This is a genomic window from Luteimonas sp. A478 (genome assembly GCF_054052025.1).
Genome location: NZ_JBSVRF010000001.1, coordinates 242547 through 258546, shown reverse-complemented (window position 1 = coordinate 258546; position 16000 = coordinate 242547). Strand labels below are relative to the sequence as shown.

Sequence of the window (16000 nt, the reverse complement as noted above, 5' to 3'; positions counted from 1 at the left end):
GCAATCCGGAATGACAGACGGAAAGCGTGGGAGACGGGCAACGTCCTGTCAACCTCGCTGGGCGCGGGATCAATCTGTACACGCAGGCGGTCGCGGCCAGTCCGGGCAACGGAATACGCACCGCTTCACGCTCCCGCCCGCGCCAGGTCGGCATGCTGATCCGTCCCGGCCACGGCTCCAAAGTGGAGGACAACATGAACCGCTTGCATTACCAGGCCGCGCACTCGCCGCAGCCCCTCTCACCCGATCAGATCCCGGGCCAGGTGCCGAACCCAGGCCGGGATCCGGTACCCGACCAGCCCGTCGACCCGGTACCCGACCAGCCGATTGACCCGACGATTCCGCCGATCCGCGACCCGGTCCCACCCGACGCTCCAGACGACCACCCCATCCGCGATCCCGATCCGCATCCGCGGGACCCACCCCGGCGCTGAACCCTGCGTTCGACAATGGACGCCAGCGAACAGCTCCCCCCGGCGCCATGGGCTGCCACGGCCGATGACCTGGCCAACAGGCTCCGGACCGATCCCGAGGCCGGCCTGGACACGGCCGAAGCCACCCGGCGACTGGCCCTGCACGGCCCCAACGTGTTGGCCGGCACGCCCCCGGTGCCGGCCTGGCAACGCCTCCTGGCACAGTTCCGCGACCCGCTGGTCTTCCTGCTGATCATCGCCATCGTGATCTCGGCCGTGGCCTGGTGGGCGGAGGGCGCAACGGGCTGGCCGGTGGATGCGCTGGTGATCGCAGTAATCGTGGTGCTCAACGCCGTGCTGGGCTTCGTGCAGGAAGCCAAAGCGTCCAGCGCGGTGGCGGCGCTGGCGAAGATGACCCAGGTCACCTCGTCGGTGCTGCGCGACGGTATCGTGCAGCGCATCCCCAGCCGCGAGCTGGTGCCCGGCGATGTGCTGCTGCTGGCCGAAGGTGATGCCGTCGGCGCCGACGCGCGCCTGTTCCAGGTCGCCGTGCTGAGCGTGCAGGAGGCCTCGCTCACCGGCGAAAGCGCGCCGGTCACCAAGACCACTGCAGTGCTGCCCGCCGACACCACGCTGGCCGAACGCAGTTCGATGGCATTCAAGGGCACCTCGGTCGGCCAGGGCACCGGCCGCGGGCTGGTCACCGCCACCGGCATGGCCACGGAAATGGGCAGCATCGCCGGCATGCTCGATGCTTCAGAAAAGCAGCAGACCCCGCTGCAGCGCGAAGTCGGGCGCCTGAGCCGGATGCTGGGCATCGGCATGGTGGTGGTGGCCATGGTGGTGATGGCCACGCTGTTCGTGGTCGCCGACATCAACAACCTGCAGGGCGCGGTCACCGTCCTGCTGCTGGGCGTGGCGCTGGCGGTGGCGGCCGTGCCCGAGGGCCTGCCCGCGATCCTGTCGCTGGTGCTGGCGCTGGGCGTGCAGCGCATGGCGAAGCGGCGGGCGATCGTGAAGCGCCTGTCGTCGGTGGAAACGCTGGGCTCCGCCTCGGTGATCTGCACCGACAAGACCGGCACCCTGACCCGATCGGAAATGACCATCCAGCGGGTGGCAACCGCCTCCGGCATGGTCCACATCACCGGCGTGGGCTACGTGCCCGAGGGCGGGATGGTCGCCGACGGTGGTGCGGAGCCCTCCCCGGAACAGCGCGCCGAAGGCGCCCTGGTGCTGAGCGGCGGCAGCCTGGCCAACAACGCACAGCTGCGCCGCGGCGAAGACGGCACCTGGGAGATCCAGGGCGACCCGACCGAAGCCGCCTTCCTGGTCGCTGAACGCAAGCTCGGCCTGCACGAGCACCGCAGCAGCCGCTTCGACCAGGTGCGCGAGATCCCCTTCTCGTCCGAGCGCAAGATGATGTCGACCATCGAGATCGACCACGCGCAGGGCGACGCCCGGAGATTGATCGCCAAGGGCGCGCCCGACGTGCTGCTCGAGCGCTGCACCCATGTGCGGGTCGGCACGGAGGTGCTGGCACTGGACCCGGAGATGCGCACGCGCATCCTCGGCGACGTGGCGGCGATGGCCGGCGACGCGCTGCGCACGATTGGCGTCGCCGACCGCTCGCTGGCCCCGGGCGAAGAGGATGCCGCGGACGAGGAACTCGAGCGCGGGCTCGCCTGGGTCGGCACCGTTGGCATCATCGACCCGCCGCGCGAAGAGGCGGCGGTGGCCATCGCCGAGGCGCAGCGCGCCGGCATCCGCGTGGTGATGATCACCGGCGACCACCCCGATACCGCTGCGCGCATCGCTGTCGAGCTGGGCATCAGCGGCGACGGAGGCGCCCTGTCCGGCAACGACCTCGATGCGCTGGACGACGCCGGATTCGTCGACGCGGTGCGCCGCACTTCGGTGTTCGCGCGCGTCGCGCCGCGCCACAAACTGCGCATCGTCGACGCGCTGCAGGCCCGGGGCAACGTGGTGGCGATGACCGGCGACGGCATCAACGACGCGCCGGCGTTGAAATCGGCCGACATCGGCGTGGCAATGGGCATCACCGGCACCCAGGTGAGCAAGGAGGCGGCGGACATGATCCTGACCGACGACAACTTCGCCACCATCGTCGAGGCCGCCCGCGAAGGCCGCGGCATCTTCGACAACATCCGCAAGTTCCTGCGCTATCTGCTGTCGTCCAACATGGGCGAGGTCCTCACCGTGTTCCTGGGCGTGGTGCTGTCCGGCGTGATCGGCTTGGGCGGGGCCGACGACGCCCTGGTGCTGCCGCTGCTGGCAACCCAGATCCTGTGGATCAACCTGGTCACCGATACCGGACCGGCGTTGGCGATGGGCGTGGATCCGACCTCGGACAACGTCATGGCGCGCCCCCCGCGGCGCATGACCGATCGTGTGATCAACGGACGCATGTGGTCGGGCGTGCTACAGATCGGCCTGGTAATGGCGGTGGCCACTCTGCTGACGCTGGACATGTACCTGCCCGGCGGCATGATCCAGGGCGACCGCAGCCTGGACAACGCGCGCACCGCCGCCTTCACCACCCTGGTGTTCGCCCAGCTGTTCAACTGTTTCAACGCGCGCTCGGACACCACCAGTGCCTTCCACGCGCTGTTCACCAACGCCTGGTTGTGGGCAGCCATCGCCCTGTCGGCGCTGTTGCAGGTGGCGGTGGTTCACCTGCCCGCGCTCAACACCGCCTTCGGAACCGTGCCGCTTGATGGCGGCCAGTGGCTGGGATGTTTCGCCATGGGAAGCGCTGTGCTCTGGTATGACGAACTGCGCAAGCTGGTGCTGCGAAGCAGGGATGCGCGCGTAGCGGCCACCGGTAAGCGTTGATCAAGTGAAGCCGCGCCACGCGCCAACGCCGACAACCTGGTCGTCACCCTGCACATTGCCGGCAGGGTCCGCTCAGTCGTCCAAAATGCTCGTGATCAGGCCCGTCGCCAGCTGCACGAGGTAATAGGTGTCATCTTCCCGGTAGGGACGCACCCACTGGTACCCCTCCGGCGGTGGTGCCAGGTCGTAATACTGGTAATCGCGCACGTAGTAGCGGTCGGCCAGATACTCGCGCGGAACATACTCGCCACGCGCCCAACGGCGGTACCTGCGCTCATCCTTGCGCCACTCGCGTTCGGCCTCACGGCGGTCCTTGGCCGCCTCCCGCATCGCCTTGCGACGATCCTTTTCATACTCGCGCCGATCCTTCTCGTATTCGCGGATGGCTTCGCGGCGATCCTTCTCGTACTCGCGCTGCGCCTCCGCGTGTGCCTTGCGCATCTCTTTGCGAGGATCGTCGGCAAAAGCGCTGCCGGACAAGGCGAAGGTCGCCAGCGCACCTGCAATCAACAGCGTCTTCATGGCGTGCTCCAGGAAAGGGACAAGTCGACCTTAAGCGGCGGCGCCTGAACGGAACTGGAGCCCACCGCGGCGGATCATTAGCAACCCGATTACGCGCAGCTAACGGCCGGCGCGGTAGACCTTGTCTCCCGTCAACGCAACCACGAGGGCTACGTCATGAAGATCGTCACCAGCCTGAGCTTCCAAGGCCAATGCCGGGAAGCGTTCGAGTTCTACGCCCGTGTCCTGGGCGGAAAGATCACCGCCGCGTTCCCCTACGGCGAAGGCCCGTCGGACATGGAAGTGCCGGAGAAAATGAAGGACTGGATGATGCACTGCTGGCTGGAAGTCGGCGACCAGGCGCTGATGGGCGCCGACATGGACCTGGAATGGGCCCCCAACATCGAAAAACCCAAGAACGGCTTCGACGTCACCCTGCATACCGATGACATCGATCAAGCACGGCGCTGGTACCAGCAGCTCGCCGAAGGGGGCCGCGAGGCGATGCCCTTCGCCGAGACCTTCTGGTCGCCCGGCTATGGCGCCCTGGTGGACCGGTTCGGGGTGCCGTGGATGGTGAATACCATTCCGCAAGAGGGATGGCAGCCGGAGGAGATCATCGAGTAGATCCTCTCCAGCGCGCTTGCCAGGGCGTACGGGTCGAACACCTGTTCCACGCTGCTTTCCCTCTCCCCAGGCGACATCGCCGCGAACTGCTCCACTTCCGCCAGGGTCGGCTCAACCAGCGCGAAGGTGACCCGGAAACGGTAAGGAGGCTGCAGTCCAAGCGCGGCAGCCGCCGCGGCCATGTCAGGCTCGGGGATCCGGACCTGGAGCCGCTGGTCTACAGCCCGCCTACCGTACTCATTGCGCCAAAGGACCTGGCCGGGCGCGCCGGCCTTATCCAGCATCAGCACCGTCAGCTCATACCTGTGCGCATAGGAGCCGGATGTTCTCACGTGCACGTCAAAATCCCTGCCGTTCCCGTTGCGGAACCACCGCACGTCGGCCAACCGCTTGACGTCGGCAATGACTACCTCCGGATCGCCCGCCATCACCTCGCGCACGCGCTGTTCGCAGTTCTCGCGCGTGATCGCGGAGCCATCGAAGAACAGCGACTTGCGCTCCCTGACCTCCTCGCAGAGTGATTCATCCCTGTACTCGCGTGCCAGGGAGTACAGGCAGGTGGAACGCTTGTACGTCGTCTTCATCCCGGGCGGATTGAACAGCATCCCCGTCGAATATTCAGCCGGATCAATGCGCCGACAGCGCTCCACCTCGCTCGCCTTCACATCACATGCGTTGCAGCTGAACCCGGCCGCATCACCGGCGCCGGCCGCCAGCATCAACAAGAAAAGCATCGGTCGCACGGTCATCCCACGCTGGTCCGTCATCCACTGCCTCCTGGAACGCCCCCGGATTGAAGTCGCCGGCGAACCCGGGCGCATCAAGGGTCCCGTTTGAGCAGCGACGCCAGGCCGGCAAACGGCGTGGATGTTGACGCGGCAGGCGCGTCCTCTGCGTTGCCGGCGCCCACGCCGGTGTGATCAATCTGGCGCGAGTGCTCGTTGTCGTGGCAGTACACGCACAGCAGCTCCCAGTTGCTGCCGTCGGCCGGGTTGTCGTCGTGGTTGTGGTTGCGGTGGTGGACCGTCAGCTCGCGCAGGTTGGCGCGGGTGAACTCGCGCGCGCAGCGGCCGCAGATCCACGGGTACATTTTCAGCGCCCGCTCGCGGTAACCCTTGGCGCGCTCGTCGGCGCTGCGGCGGGCTTCGGCGACGATGCGGTCGAGCTTGGCGTGATTGGGGGTGGTCATGGCGCAAGTCCAGCTCCAGCAGCAGACAGCATATGCCTTGAAGCAGTCACCGCCCAATGCCCGTGCCCCCAGATTACGTGCGGCTAACGGCCAGGCCTTCTGGTCGCCGGGCTACGGGGCGCTGGTGGACCGGTTTGGCGTGCCGTGGATGGTGAACACCTTTTCCGGTGAGGACGGAGCGCCAGCGCAGGACTGACCTGGCTTGGCAGTTCCGTCCGGCCGCGGATCAGTAGCGCCCTTCCGCGAATTCCTCGACGATCTTGCGGCAGAACGCCGGCAGGTCGTCGGGCTTTCGGCTGGAAACGAGGCCGTTGTCGACCTGCTGGATCCGACAGTCTGGTTACGCCATGGAGCTACCAACCCCAAACGTAGCCTTTTGGCTACAGTGACGGACATTGAAGTCCGCGAATACCTCACTCCGGATGGGTCCTGCCCATTCGGGGACTGGTTGGCCGCCCTAAGGGACCAGCGGGCTCGCAACCGCATCCTCGGACGGCTCGACCGCGTCCGCGCTGGATTGCGCGGCGACTGGAAAGCCGCTGGCAACGGAATCTTCGAGCTGCGTATCGATCACGGGCCCGGATCGCGTCTACTGCGGACAGGATGGGTCCCACCTGGTGCTACTGCTGTGCGGTGGCGACAAGCGATCCCAGCAACGAGACATAGAGAAGGCGCATGAGTACTGGCAAGACTACAAAGTCCGCCGCAGCGAGCAGACCCTTCAAGGCGAGCGCATACCTGCGCGACGAAACCGATATCGCCGGCTATCTTGAATCCGTGCTGGAAGACGGCGATCTACGGGCGTTGCCGATCGCCTTGCGTACCGTGGCCGAAGCGATGGGCGGCATGACCGCCCTGGCCGCACGTACCGGGCTGAGCCGGGAAACCCTCTATCGCACGCTTTCCGAGAAGGGTAATCCGCGCCTCGACACGCTGACGGCCATCCTCTCCGCGTTCGGTCTCCGACTCTCAGTAGCGCCTTCGCCCCGTTCCAGCAGCCCACAGCCTGGACGGCAGCAGCAAGCTTGAGGTGAGGACCGCACCTGGGCTGGGCCGTGGACACCGCCCCGGCGGTGCACCGGCTGATCCGTCAGTGGCGAGCGGGGAGAGCCCGCTTGGTATCTCAATTGGTCGTCGGAGCGCCCTGGACGAAGTCATAGCCGTTCTGCCAGGCGTCCTTGATGGAGACATCTCCGTTCGGGCCCTGGTACGTCCCGTTGGGCTCGGTCCGGTTCGGCAGCACGTTATCGCTCATGTGTTCGTAGAGTTCCTCGCCCAGCTCCGACAGGTCCACGCCGTGATCCTTCATCTCCTGGATCGCCTCCGCGATGTGCCCGTTCCTGATCATCTCCTTGATGTCGTTCTTCACCTCGGTCGAGGCACCCGACATATCCAGCGCCTTTGACAGGACGGCCCCGATCGGGCCGGCCTTCGACAGGCCCTTGCCGACGCCGAAGTCAATCAGCTTGAACAGCGGGTCCATGATCTCGGCAGCCTTGTCCGCATCGTCCTTGACGCGGGTCAGGCCCGAATCAAGCGCCTCGAAGAACACACCGGTCATCTGGCCGAAGGCAGCTGCCATGGCACCCCGGTTGCGGCCGTACTTGTCCTCGAATGCGGCATCATCCATGTTCGCCAGGTCGTCGCCGATCTCCATGAACCGGCCGTCGATGTGACGCAGCAGGCCCTCGGCGCTGTCGGGCAGCGGCGGCGTGAACAGCGTCATCTCCAGCACCTTGGAGTACTCGTCCCGGGTGGTGCTGCCCAGGTCCTCTCCATGCGGGCCACCGTCGGCATTCAACGCCCTGTCCAGGAAGTCATCGTGCTCCTTGCGGGCCAGCACGGCGAGTTCTTCCTTGAACTGCACGTCATCGGTGAACTTGTCGAAGATATCCTGATTGGTCAGCGCGCTTGCGGTCGCGTCGAACAGGGCCTTCTGGAGCTGGGGCGGATAGTCGGGAACGGCCACCTGCGCGTGGTAGTAAACCGTCACGTCGTTCGCATTGGCGAGGATTTCGGACATCCCGCCAATGGTCACCAAGCTGTGGGTGTCACCGTCGCCGTAGTACTTCTGTATATCGAGAGCTTCGAACTGCCCCTTCATGGACATTTCGACGAAGCTGTCGAGCTCCTGCTGGTCCATGTTGCCGAGGATCCGCGCCTGGTCATCCACCGGCATGCTCGCCAGCACGTGCGACGCGATCGCCACGGAGTTGTCGTTGCCCTCGGCCATCGCCGCGTTGAAGAACAGCTCCTGCACCTCCGGGGAGCTCTTGGCGAACAGATCGGACACCAGCGTCGGCCCGAACATGTTGCCGTCGCTGGTGTCGAGATCCAGGCTCTTGTACAGGGCGGTCATGTCCGCCTGGGTGAGATTGCCGTTCTTTTCCAGCGTCTCCAAGGCGGTGCGCAGATTGTCGACGGTGTTCTGGTAATAGCCGAGGGCATCGGCGTTGCCGCTGATGACCATGCCACCCTGGTCGTACGGATTCGCGGTTGCAGTGATCGAGAGCCGCATCAGGTCAGCCACCCGGTCTTCCCCGAGCGCACCGAAATACTCGGCCAACCACTCCGGGTCGTCCTTGTGGGCCTCGATCTGCTGGTTGAAGAACTGGGCCTGCGCTGCCTGGTCGCCGCCACCCCAGCGCTGCATGTGGATCATCGAAGCCGCGGCATCGCTACCCGAGGCCTCCGTGTCGCCTGCTGCGTAATTGCCAGCCTCGAAGACCGCATCGGACTTCTCGTCGAGCCGCGCGGCGGCGTCAAAGACGGGCCCACTGTCCTGCAGGTCGCTGGGCAGCGCCGGGGGCGCTTTCGCCGGCAGGTTCAGAGGGGACAGCAGGGAGGTGACACCGGTATGAAGGGTGATCGACATCGCGAAGGACCTCGTGGGCGGGCTGTCCCCACGGTATCCGCGGGCCGGGCGCCCCGAAAGCTGGGGCGAACCCTAAGGACCGCCGCCAGCGGACACATGTTCGGGGTGCCCGTTTCCCTCACAACTCAATACGGTGGCGCCCGACGCACCTTCTGCAAACGCGCGGCCTCGGCCCACCACGTCAGGTCATCCGCGAAGCGGGCAAAGCTGCGTTCGAGCGATTTGCCCGCCGCTTCCACAGGTTGGCCCTGGTCGTCCAAGGTCTTTGCAATCGGTCCGACTTCCACCGTGCTTGAGATCACCACCATGCCCATTTCCGACAGGGTGCCGTGCCAGGCGGCATTCGCGCGCGCACCGCCCAGGCGCCCGGCTGAATAGCTGACGATACCGGCGGGACGCCAGAACCACTCCTCCAGGAAGTGGTCGGTCAGGTTCTTCAGGCCCGGCTGCATGCCCCAGTTGTACTCGCCGGTGACGAACACGAAGCCATCGGCGCCGCGGATCTTGCCGGCCAGCGCTTCCATTGCCTCCGGTGCCTTGCCCTCCGGATATTCCTTGTACATGCGGTCCAGCATCGGCAGGCCGACCGCCCTGGCATCGATCAACTCGGCGTCGATGCCGCGCGCCTGAAGCGTGCGCACGCAATAGTTGGCCAGGCGAATGCCCATGCGGTCGGAACGATACGAGCCGTAGAACACCAGGATGCGTTGGGACATGAGCTTGCCTTCGAGGGGGCGGTGTCTGCGCTGGATCATCACCAACCTGAGCTTCCAGGGCCAATGCCTGGAACCCGCAAGGTTGAACAGCGCAGGCTGTTGTTTAACTCTAGCCTCATAGAGTTAAACAAGTACGTTCGTTCCCGCACCCCCATCAAGGATTCATGCGTGCATGGAGGAGTTGGAAGCGTCAATGCTTCAATACACGCCGCGGGAGGATGAGCAGTGGACGCTCTCGCCGGTGGCGCAAATTGCCATCGCCCACGCCCAGTTCGGGACCATCCACCCCTTCGTGGACGGCAACGGCCGCGTCGGACGCCTGCTTATGCCAGTCATGTTGGCAGCAGAAGGCTATCCTGACAGAACCGAAGCAACGCAGGAATCGCGTATTTCATGCCGCGAAAATCCTCGCGCGGTTGGAGCGCGATTAGCCGGTTCCCTACTGAGGACTACCCAGCTCGTGTCTCAGCGGTCGGCGTTGCCGCCCGCTTCCACGATCAGGGCCGTTGTACGGACGTCGGTTACGCCCTCGATATCGCGCACGATCTGCGTTGCGCGATCGATCTGCATCTGCTCATCAACCTGTCCTGAAAGGGTGACGACGCCGTTAACAGTCTCGACCTCGATATCCAGGCCGGACACGTCGGAGTCGGCAAGCAGCGAGGACTTGACCTTGGTTGTGATCCAGGTGTCATCGACCGGCTGGTCGGAATCCGGGCCATCGCCCATGCGGTCAGCCGTGGTGCGATCCTCGACGGCTTCGCCAAAGGTCGTGTCCCGATCCGCGGGGGTCCCGGGCGCCGCGTCGCCGGTGGAGGGCATCGGCTGCGCGTCGCGCTCGGCGGGAGTCTCCATGCCTGTGCGGTCATCCACGTCGCGGTTGTCTGTGCAGCCCACAGAAAACGCCAGTGCAGACGTCAAGGCAATCGCGAGCGGCACGCGGGTCATCAGTGGCTTCATGTCTGGTGCTCCAACTGGGGGAGCAGGTAGTGTGAAACGGCCTCTGTACATGAGGCGTGACAGGCTCTGAGCCCGTTCAGCCATTGTTTTCCGAGCGCTTCAAGCCGGGGAGTAACCGCGTCCCGCCAGGCCTGCGCTCAGACCACTCGTCAGCGCTTTCCCTTCCCTTTTCCGCCGCGCTGGCCGGCACCCACGCAGTTGCTGACGCGCGGGAGAAGGCCGGCAGCTTCGCGGACACCTTTGGCGGCGGTGTTCGAGATCAGGCGGTGAGTTCGCCGCGCACTACGGTTGCGATGGTGCACGAGTTCGGCTTGGTCAGGAATACAGCGCCGCGTAGCCCTCGCGATCGACCTGGCTCAGGCCCATCCGGTCAAACTGCTCCCACATGCCCTGCCAGCGCGCAGCCTCGCGCCGCACCGGACCCACCAGGCGCGGGCAGGTGTCGGCGATGATCGCGTCCATCAGTTCCGTCGGCTGCGTGCCGCTGTAGCGGTACCAGAGCTCCGCGGCCTGCGCCGGATCATCGCGGCACAAGCTGGCGCCCTGCCCGACCAGCCCGACCACCGTCTCCACCACCTCCCCGTGCCGCGCCAGGAAGCCCGCGGAGGTGAACAGCTCCAGTGCCGAGAAGTTGTGCAGGCCCACCTCGCCGGTGGTGATGAAATCCGCATCCAACCCCGCCAGTTTCGCCTCCACGCCCTCGAAGTTGGCGAAGCATAGCCAGGCGCCGTCGTAGCCGGCGCGCAGGTTGGCCAGGTGCTCGAAGCCGGCCTCCTCGATCCGCACCTGGGCGGGATCGAACGCCGCGCCCCGGGCTGCGCACCAGCGCGACAGGATCTCCACCGCGATCGCATCGGTCACCCCGCCCGCGACCGGCGACGCCAGCCGCACCGCTTCGCCCCGCAGCAGGCGCTCGCCGGCTGCGCGCTGCAGCAGGATGCCGCCGTCCGTCTCGAAAAAGCATCCCAGCGCCTTCAGGCCCGGACGATGCGCATCGATCATGTGCAGCGGCTCGTTGCAGGCAAAGGCCACCTTGCCCGCAACCGTCTCGGCCAAGCCGTCGTAATGGTCATCCGGAACCAGCAGCTCCAAGTCCAGACCCGCATCGCGGTACCAGCCAAGCTCGATCCCCGCGATCAGCGGCAGGTGGTCGGGGTTGAGGAACCATTCAAGCGACAGCTGGAGTTTCATCGAGGGCATCAGTGCGGTTTGAAAGGGGGACGGATTGTCGCATGCAGCCCCAGTTGCGCGGGTGGAGAAGCAGCGGGGCTACTGAGCCCCCGCTGTCTGCAACAGCCTTGGGCAGCCCAGACTCCCCTGCCTGCGCTGCCTGCTTGATCTCACGCTTCGCTGAAGTTGAACCCGTATTGACGGTGATGGCGCAGCGTCAGCAGATGGATGCAGTCCCGATGGATGGCATACAACGCCAGATAATCGTCGAAGATGTACTCGCGCAGCTCGATGTCATCGCCCAACAGCTCGCGTACCGTTGACCATGCGGCGATCACTTCGGGCGCTTCAGGATGACGTGCGATGAACTCGCGCCCGATGCGCGGCGACTGCACCAATAAATCTGGCAAGACGTCATAGGCCTGGCCCAGCAGCTCCTGCGCTGCGGCGTCCGCGCCAACGCTGAGCAGGTACTCCACCGCCTCGTCCAGCCTTCTCTCGTACGCCGCAGCCAGGACGACTCGCATGCGTCAAGCGTCCGTCTTGCGTGCGGCTTTGGCCGCGTCCAGCCGCGTCTGCGAGCGCGCCCTGGCCTCTTCCATCGGGATGCCCGGGTTGCCCTTGCGGATACCCTGCAAGCCGGCGGCCACATCGTTCAGCAGGCCCAACTGGGCGTTGGCTCGCGCCAGCTTTTCGCGCTCCAGCCGGTGGTAGTAGTCCAGCTTTCGGGCATCCACCAGCGCCACGTAGCTCTCGCCATTGCGGGTGATGATCTTTTCGTGGCCGGCGCGGACCTCCTCGGCCAGCCGGGTCAGGTCGGCCCGGGCCTTGTTGAAGGGTACGATGTCCTGCGAGGTGATTGCCATGGATAGCTCCGGTTAAACATGCACGAATACATTATTCTATCCCCTTATTCTTTGCCATCCAGACCTCACATCTCCGGCGTTGTCGCCTCCAGAATGCGTCGCGTCTCCTCGCGACGAGCCTCCCGGCCCTCACCGCGGTTCCGCATCGACTGCTGCGCTGCCCGGTGTTGCCGGCGAACATCATCTGGAATGACATCCATCTGACGCTGCCTCCGCATAAAGGCATGCTCGCCCGGTTGAAGCTGGCAGTTGCGGCTGATTTCTCTTTCGACTGCTGGACACAGCCGACCAGCGATACAGCGAACAGGCCGCCCAAGAGCATCCAAGCCACCGGGATCTGCGCCCGGCCCCTGCCAACATGCTGTCCCATGACATGCCCCCTGCGATGTCGTTGGTCCGCCGGCTCCATGCCGACTTTGAAAGGGTAAGCCAGGAGCGCCTTGCGTTGCCGATAAGCCACCTCCAGTGCGGGGGGCGCACCGGTCGCTGAGGCATGATGAGGACATGACTCGCCCGTCCGCCACCCTGACCTGGCCCGGTTTCCGCTCGGACGGTGGCCTGTTGCTGCCGCTCCGCGTTGAGCAATTCCTCACCGGCCTGCCACCCTCGCTTGCCTGGCAAGGGCCCACGTTGAAGCGCAAGGACGAATGCCACGTCACGGTGCTGAACCGAGCCTGTGGGAACGCGGCGCGAGATGCACTTGGCTATGCCGGCGTGCGGCGCCTTTTCAAGGACCAGGAGTGGATCCTCCACCGCACCGGTGATGCACGACTACTGTGCAAGCCAGGCACGCACGACGCCTTCTCACTCATCGAGGACGCGCACTTACCTTCCTTGAACGCGTTCCGGGAGGCGGTGTCCCTCGCGATGTCGGCCGACCTGCCAGCAGTACCCCCACACGTCACCCTGTACACCGCAGGCAAACCGGAAGGAATCGGGCTGCCAGACCAACAGACATTGGCGCGGCTGGAGATCGCGCGCCTGCGACTCCCAGGCATCGCCAACCGCCATCCACCCGCACTGTCCCCCGCGTTGCAGCAGGCATATCGCGCCACCCACTACAGCGTAGAAGCTGGATCAGGCCTGGACATCCGGATCGGCGAGCACTCCCCGGCGGCTGACGCACTGATGGACGCGCACCACGCCCGCCGGGCGCTGCTCCTGTCGGCATGTAACCCCTTCAGCGAGGCGAGTAGCGAAACCGCGAATCAGTTGCGCCACGGCCTGCTGGATATGGCAATGCGGTCCCTTGGCCTTGCTGCTCTACCCGCCGAAGGACGCGACCCCGCCGGCGAATGGCTGCCGGAAGCAAGCTTGCTGGCCGTCGGCACAACGCCCGAACTGGAACTCCGACTGCTTTGCGATTACGAACAACACGCCGCCGTCCTGCTGCAACACGGCCGTCCCGCCGAGCTGCTTTACCACCCGGACACGCACCTTGAGCGTTGATATGTCGAAGAGATGCGGTAGAGCCTAGTCTGGTCGGGAGTAATCATGAGCCTCTCTCCTCGCAACCTACGCGGCCAGCCACGTCAATGCGTCGCGCCGCGCCGGCGGTTCAAGCTGGCTCAGCCTTCCGGTTGATGCCGCCCCTCGGCGAATTCCTCGACGATCTTGCGGCAGAACGCCGGCAGGTCGTCGGGCTTGCCAGATCCACCTGCTCCACGCCGTCGGTGGCGAGGATGGCGACGGTCGCGGCTCCGGGCCGCGTGGGGCGTTACAGGATGCGGCCCTGTCCATTGCGGTCGCGTGATCAGAGCACCGACCCGCGCGATGGTCTCAGAGCAGGAAGTTGCCTGGCCGGGTATCGGGCTTGCGCACGGGCCACTCGGGGCACAGTGCCTCGACGACTTCCATCAGCTCAAACAGCGCCACAAACGGATCCTCGCGCGGCCACGGCGCATACGGCGCGCCGCCCTCGCGGACGAGGACAGGCCCGGGGCCTTGATCAGCTCCGCCCGGCTTCTGCGAGGAGATCATGTCGTCGATATCGCGGCCCCTGGACGGATCATTTACATGCGCCTGGAGCTTGAAGGCGATCAGACCTTCCACGCTGATAACGCGCAGAGGACCCATCGTGGTCTCGCGTACTTCCGCCTGCTCCAGGAGCTTGCGCGCCACGGGACGATAGGCGTAAAGCAGGTCCAGCCCCTCATCGCCGCGGACGTAGTTGGCGACATCCCCGCTGCGATGGATGCAGGTGTAGCCCAGCCCAAGGATCACCTCGTGGAAACGGTCGGCATCGTCAGCATCGACGAGGAAATCGACGTCCTGCGTAGCTCGGACCACCTGATGGGCCGCCAAGGCCAGGCCGCCGATCAAAGCCGGGTCTGTCGGGCCGCCCCTCAAAGCGGCCACGGCCTCCCTGATCTGGTCAAGCAATCGCGCCATGACAGGCATGTTGGACCATCCCTCAGCGTGAGTCGATGTCCTTCAACATCTGGTCTGCGATCGCTTCCACCTGCTTCGACGTCATGGCAGAGAAGATGCCCTGCCATGCGGTAGACGAGGTGGCGTATTTACGCGACCCCGCTTTCTGCATCTCCGGCACCACGTAGAACTCCGCATCGGCGTCGATATAGGCGTTTCCGGTCATCACCCCGAATCTGTTTGCCGGCTGATTGAAAGGAGTCCCCCGCCCGCATAGATTGCATCTGCCGGATCTCCGGCGCCGGTTGGAGACCGTGATGCGCAGATGGATCCTGGCTGCCCTGCTTTCCCTTTCTTTTTCCACCGCGCTGGCCGGCACCCCGCTACCCGACGCGCCGCATGTGGTGGTGCACGGCGAGGGCCTGGTCAGCGTGGCGCCCGACTCGGTCCTGGTGACCATGGTTGCCCGCCAACGTTTGGCCGATGGCGGCGAAGCCAAGCGCGTTGTGGACCGAGCCGTTTCTGCGCTGCTGGAGCTGGCGCCCCACTTCGACGTGGCCGACGACGACATGAGCGCCTCAGATCTTTCCCTGCGCGAAGAAGTGGAGTTCGACAGCAACGACCGCCGCTTGCCCCCTGCCTACGTGGCCAGTCGCGAAGTGAAAGTGCGGCTGGACGACTTGGAACGGCTGGGCGCGTGGATTGATGCCGCCCTGGCGGCAGGGTTCACCGACGTGGGCGAAGTCAGCTTCAAATCCAGCCAGGAAGCCCGCCTGCGCGAACAGGCCCGCACCCACGCCGTTGCCGATGCCCGGGAGAAGGCCGGCAGCCTGGCGGAAGCCTTTGGCGGCGGTCTCGGCCCCGTCTACAGCATCAACAGCCTCAACTCCATGCAGGCCCAGGGCTACGGCAACACAATGCTGGACCGCGTCACCGTCACCGGTTCGCGCCTGGACAGCGGCCGCTACCTGCAGCCGCGCATCGACTTTACCGAGCGGGTGTCGGCGGTATTCGAGATCAGGCGGTGAGCCGGCAGCCGCGCGAAGAGCCCACTCTGGGCGCGATCGACCTCAGCGAAGTTGAATTCAGGCGCCCGCTTCCACGGCACCGGCTTCCCGAGAGTGAGCACCGTGGCTGGGATCTGTGGTGGCAGATCGCACTCGGCGTGTTTCTGGGGATGCTGGCGCACAGCATCGTGACCGGGCTTTACGCTCGCTGGGAGCTGTATCAGGGCCTCAAGCAGTTCGGGGCCGCCATAGAGCAGGTCGGGCAGGAACCCCGTGGAAATCCGGACGCTGACCAGATCAGACGTCGGGAGCGACCCGCTACCCGAGCGCCCTCGCGGCCCGAGATCCGACCGCTGGCAGCTGGTGAGCGCTGTATCGGCGGCAAGCGGTTCCGGCGGGTGGAGAATGGCTGGGTGCAGGTGATGGAGGCCTGCAGATAACACTATTCACGCG

The 16000-nt window shown here is 65.5% G+C and carries 19 protein-coding genes and 1 pseudogene; 9 read left to right on the top strand and 11 right to left on the bottom strand.

Annotation, left to right across the window (positions count from 1 at the left end):
• The first annotated feature begins 152 nt into the window (after positions 1-152).
• Together ACW7G3_RS01260 and ACW7G3_RS01255 are read left to right on the top strand one after the other, a co-directional pair.
• A complete protein-coding gene (locus tag ACW7G3_RS01260; RefSeq protein WP_456971741.1) occupies positions 153-434 on the top strand; it encodes a hypothetical protein in 282 nt (93 codons plus the stop codon).
• 15 nt (positions 435-449) lie between these two features.
• On the top strand, positions 450-3266 hold the full coding sequence (locus tag ACW7G3_RS01255; protein WP_456971739.1) for a cation-translocating P-type ATPase: 2817 nt from the start codon (positions 450-452) through the stop codon (positions 3264-3266).
• A gap of 72 nt (positions 3267-3338) precedes the next feature.
• Here ACW7G3_RS01255 and ACW7G3_RS01250 read toward each other — a convergent pair whose 3' ends face one another.
• The gene (locus tag ACW7G3_RS01250) at positions 3339-3788 is read right to left on the bottom strand and encodes an RcnB family protein (protein WP_456971737.1); all 450 of its coding nucleotides are present in this window, start codon (positions 3786-3788) and stop codon (positions 3339-3341) included.
• A gap of 156 nt (positions 3789-3944) precedes the next feature.
• Here ACW7G3_RS01250 and ACW7G3_RS01245 point away from each other — a divergent pair, with 156 nt between their 5' ends.
• Positions 3945-4394 (top strand): VOC family protein, encoded by a 450-nt coding sequence (locus ACW7G3_RS01245; protein ID WP_456971735.1) that lies wholly within the window; start codon positions 3945-3947, stop codon positions 4392-4394.
• Here the strand turns inward: ACW7G3_RS01245 and ACW7G3_RS01240 are convergent.
• Together ACW7G3_RS01240 and ACW7G3_RS01235 are read right to left on the bottom strand one after the other, a co-directional pair.
• Complete coding sequence (locus ACW7G3_RS01240; protein ID WP_456980703.1) at positions 4304-5143, bottom strand: hypothetical protein; 840 nt, start codon at positions 5141-5143, stop codon at positions 4304-4306. The two genes, ACW7G3_RS01245 and ACW7G3_RS01240, sit on opposite strands and share 91 nt — an antisense overlap.
• A 71-nt stretch (positions 5144-5214) precedes the next feature.
• Entirely contained in the window at positions 5215-5583 is a 369-nt protein-coding gene (locus ACW7G3_RS01235; RefSeq protein ID WP_456971731.1) for a YajD family HNH nuclease, read from the bottom strand.
• Positions 5584-5620: 37 nt separating this feature from the next.
• Between ACW7G3_RS01235 and ACW7G3_RS01230 the strand changes: the two genes are divergently transcribed.
• Positions 5621-5779, top strand: coding sequence for a hypothetical protein (locus tag ACW7G3_RS01230; protein ID WP_456980702.1), 159 nt, complete (start codon positions 5621-5623; stop codon positions 5777-5779).
• Positions 5780-6258: 479 nt separating this feature from the next.
• Positions 6259-6612, top strand: a complete 354-nt coding sequence (locus ACW7G3_RS01225) for an addiction module antidote protein (RefSeq protein WP_456980701.1) — start codon at positions 6259-6261, stop codon at positions 6610-6612.
• A 94-nt stretch (positions 6613-6706) separates the two neighbouring features.
• Here the strand turns inward: ACW7G3_RS01225 and ACW7G3_RS01220 are convergent, their stop codons facing one another.
• Together ACW7G3_RS01220 and ACW7G3_RS01215 are read right to left on the bottom strand one after the other, a co-directional pair.
• Positions 6707-8458 (bottom strand): hypothetical protein, encoded by a 1752-nt coding sequence (locus ACW7G3_RS01220; RefSeq protein WP_456980700.1) that lies wholly within the window; start codon positions 8456-8458, stop codon positions 6707-6709.
• Positions 8459-8583: 125 nt separating this feature from the next.
• Positions 8584-9174, bottom strand: a complete 591-nt coding sequence (locus tag ACW7G3_RS01215; RefSeq protein ID WP_456980699.1) for an NADPH-dependent FMN reductase — start codon at positions 9172-9174, stop codon at positions 8584-8586.
• Positions 9175-9322: 148 nt separating this feature from the next.
• Here ACW7G3_RS01215 and ACW7G3_RS01210 point away from each other — a divergent pair.
• Positions 9323-9502, top strand: a pseudogene (locus ACW7G3_RS01210) (Fic family protein); the annotation flags it as partial.
• 137 nt (positions 9503-9639) lie between these two features.
• Here ACW7G3_RS01210 and ACW7G3_RS01205 read toward each other — a convergent pair.
• From ACW7G3_RS01205 to ACW7G3_RS01190, 4 genes are all read right to left on the bottom strand, one after another.
• The gene (locus ACW7G3_RS01205; RefSeq protein WP_456971725.1) at positions 9640-10134 is read right to left on the bottom strand and encodes a BON domain-containing protein; all 495 of its coding nucleotides are present in this window, start codon (positions 10132-10134) and stop codon (positions 9640-9642) included.
• 315 nt (positions 10135-10449) lie between these two features.
• Positions 10450-11325 (bottom strand): ABC transporter substrate-binding protein, encoded by an 876-nt coding sequence (locus ACW7G3_RS01200; protein WP_456980698.1) that lies wholly within the window; start codon positions 11323-11325, stop codon positions 10450-10452.
• A 149-nt stretch (positions 11326-11474) separates the two neighbouring features.
• Complete coding sequence (locus tag ACW7G3_RS01195; protein WP_456971721.1) at positions 11475-11831, bottom strand: hypothetical protein; 357 nt, start codon at positions 11829-11831, stop codon at positions 11475-11477.
• Positions 11832-11834: 3 nt separating this feature from the next.
• Positions 11835-12170, bottom strand: a complete 336-nt coding sequence (locus tag ACW7G3_RS01190) for a type II toxin-antitoxin system prevent-host-death family antitoxin (RefSeq protein WP_456971719.1) — start codon at positions 12168-12170, stop codon at positions 11835-11837.
• 504 nt (positions 12171-12674) lie between these two features.
• Here ACW7G3_RS01190 and ACW7G3_RS01185 point away from each other — a divergent pair.
• Entirely contained in the window at positions 12675-13619 is a 945-nt protein-coding gene (locus ACW7G3_RS01185) for a DUF3293 domain-containing protein (RefSeq protein ID WP_456980697.1), read from the top strand.
• 330 nt (positions 13620-13949) lie between these two features.
• Here ACW7G3_RS01185 and ACW7G3_RS01180 read toward each other — a convergent pair whose 3' ends face one another.
• Both ACW7G3_RS01180 and ACW7G3_RS01175 read right to left on the bottom strand, forming a co-directional pair.
• Positions 13950-14552: a hypothetical protein gene (locus tag ACW7G3_RS01180; RefSeq protein ID WP_456980696.1), complete on the bottom strand. Its 603-nt coding sequence runs from the start codon at positions 14550-14552 to the stop codon at positions 13950-13952.
• 31 nt (positions 14553-14583) lie between these two features.
• Positions 14584-14769, bottom strand: a complete 186-nt coding sequence (locus ACW7G3_RS01175) for a hypothetical protein (RefSeq protein ID WP_456980694.1) — start codon at positions 14767-14769, stop codon at positions 14584-14586.
• Between the two features lie 88 nt (positions 14770-14857).
• Between ACW7G3_RS01175 and ACW7G3_RS01170 the strand changes: the two genes are divergently transcribed.
• Together ACW7G3_RS01170 and ACW7G3_RS01165 are read left to right on the top strand one after the other, a co-directional pair.
• Positions 14858-15568: an SIMPL domain-containing protein gene (locus ACW7G3_RS01170; protein WP_456980693.1), complete on the top strand. Its 711-nt coding sequence runs from the start codon at positions 14858-14860 to the stop codon at positions 15566-15568.
• The gene (locus ACW7G3_RS01165; protein ID WP_456980691.1) at positions 15565-15987 is read left to right on the top strand and encodes a hypothetical protein; all 423 of its coding nucleotides are present in this window, start codon (positions 15565-15567) and stop codon (positions 15985-15987) included. The genes ACW7G3_RS01170 and ACW7G3_RS01165 overlap by 4 nt, the downstream gene beginning before the upstream one ends.
• Positions 15988-16000 lie beyond the last annotated feature (13 nt).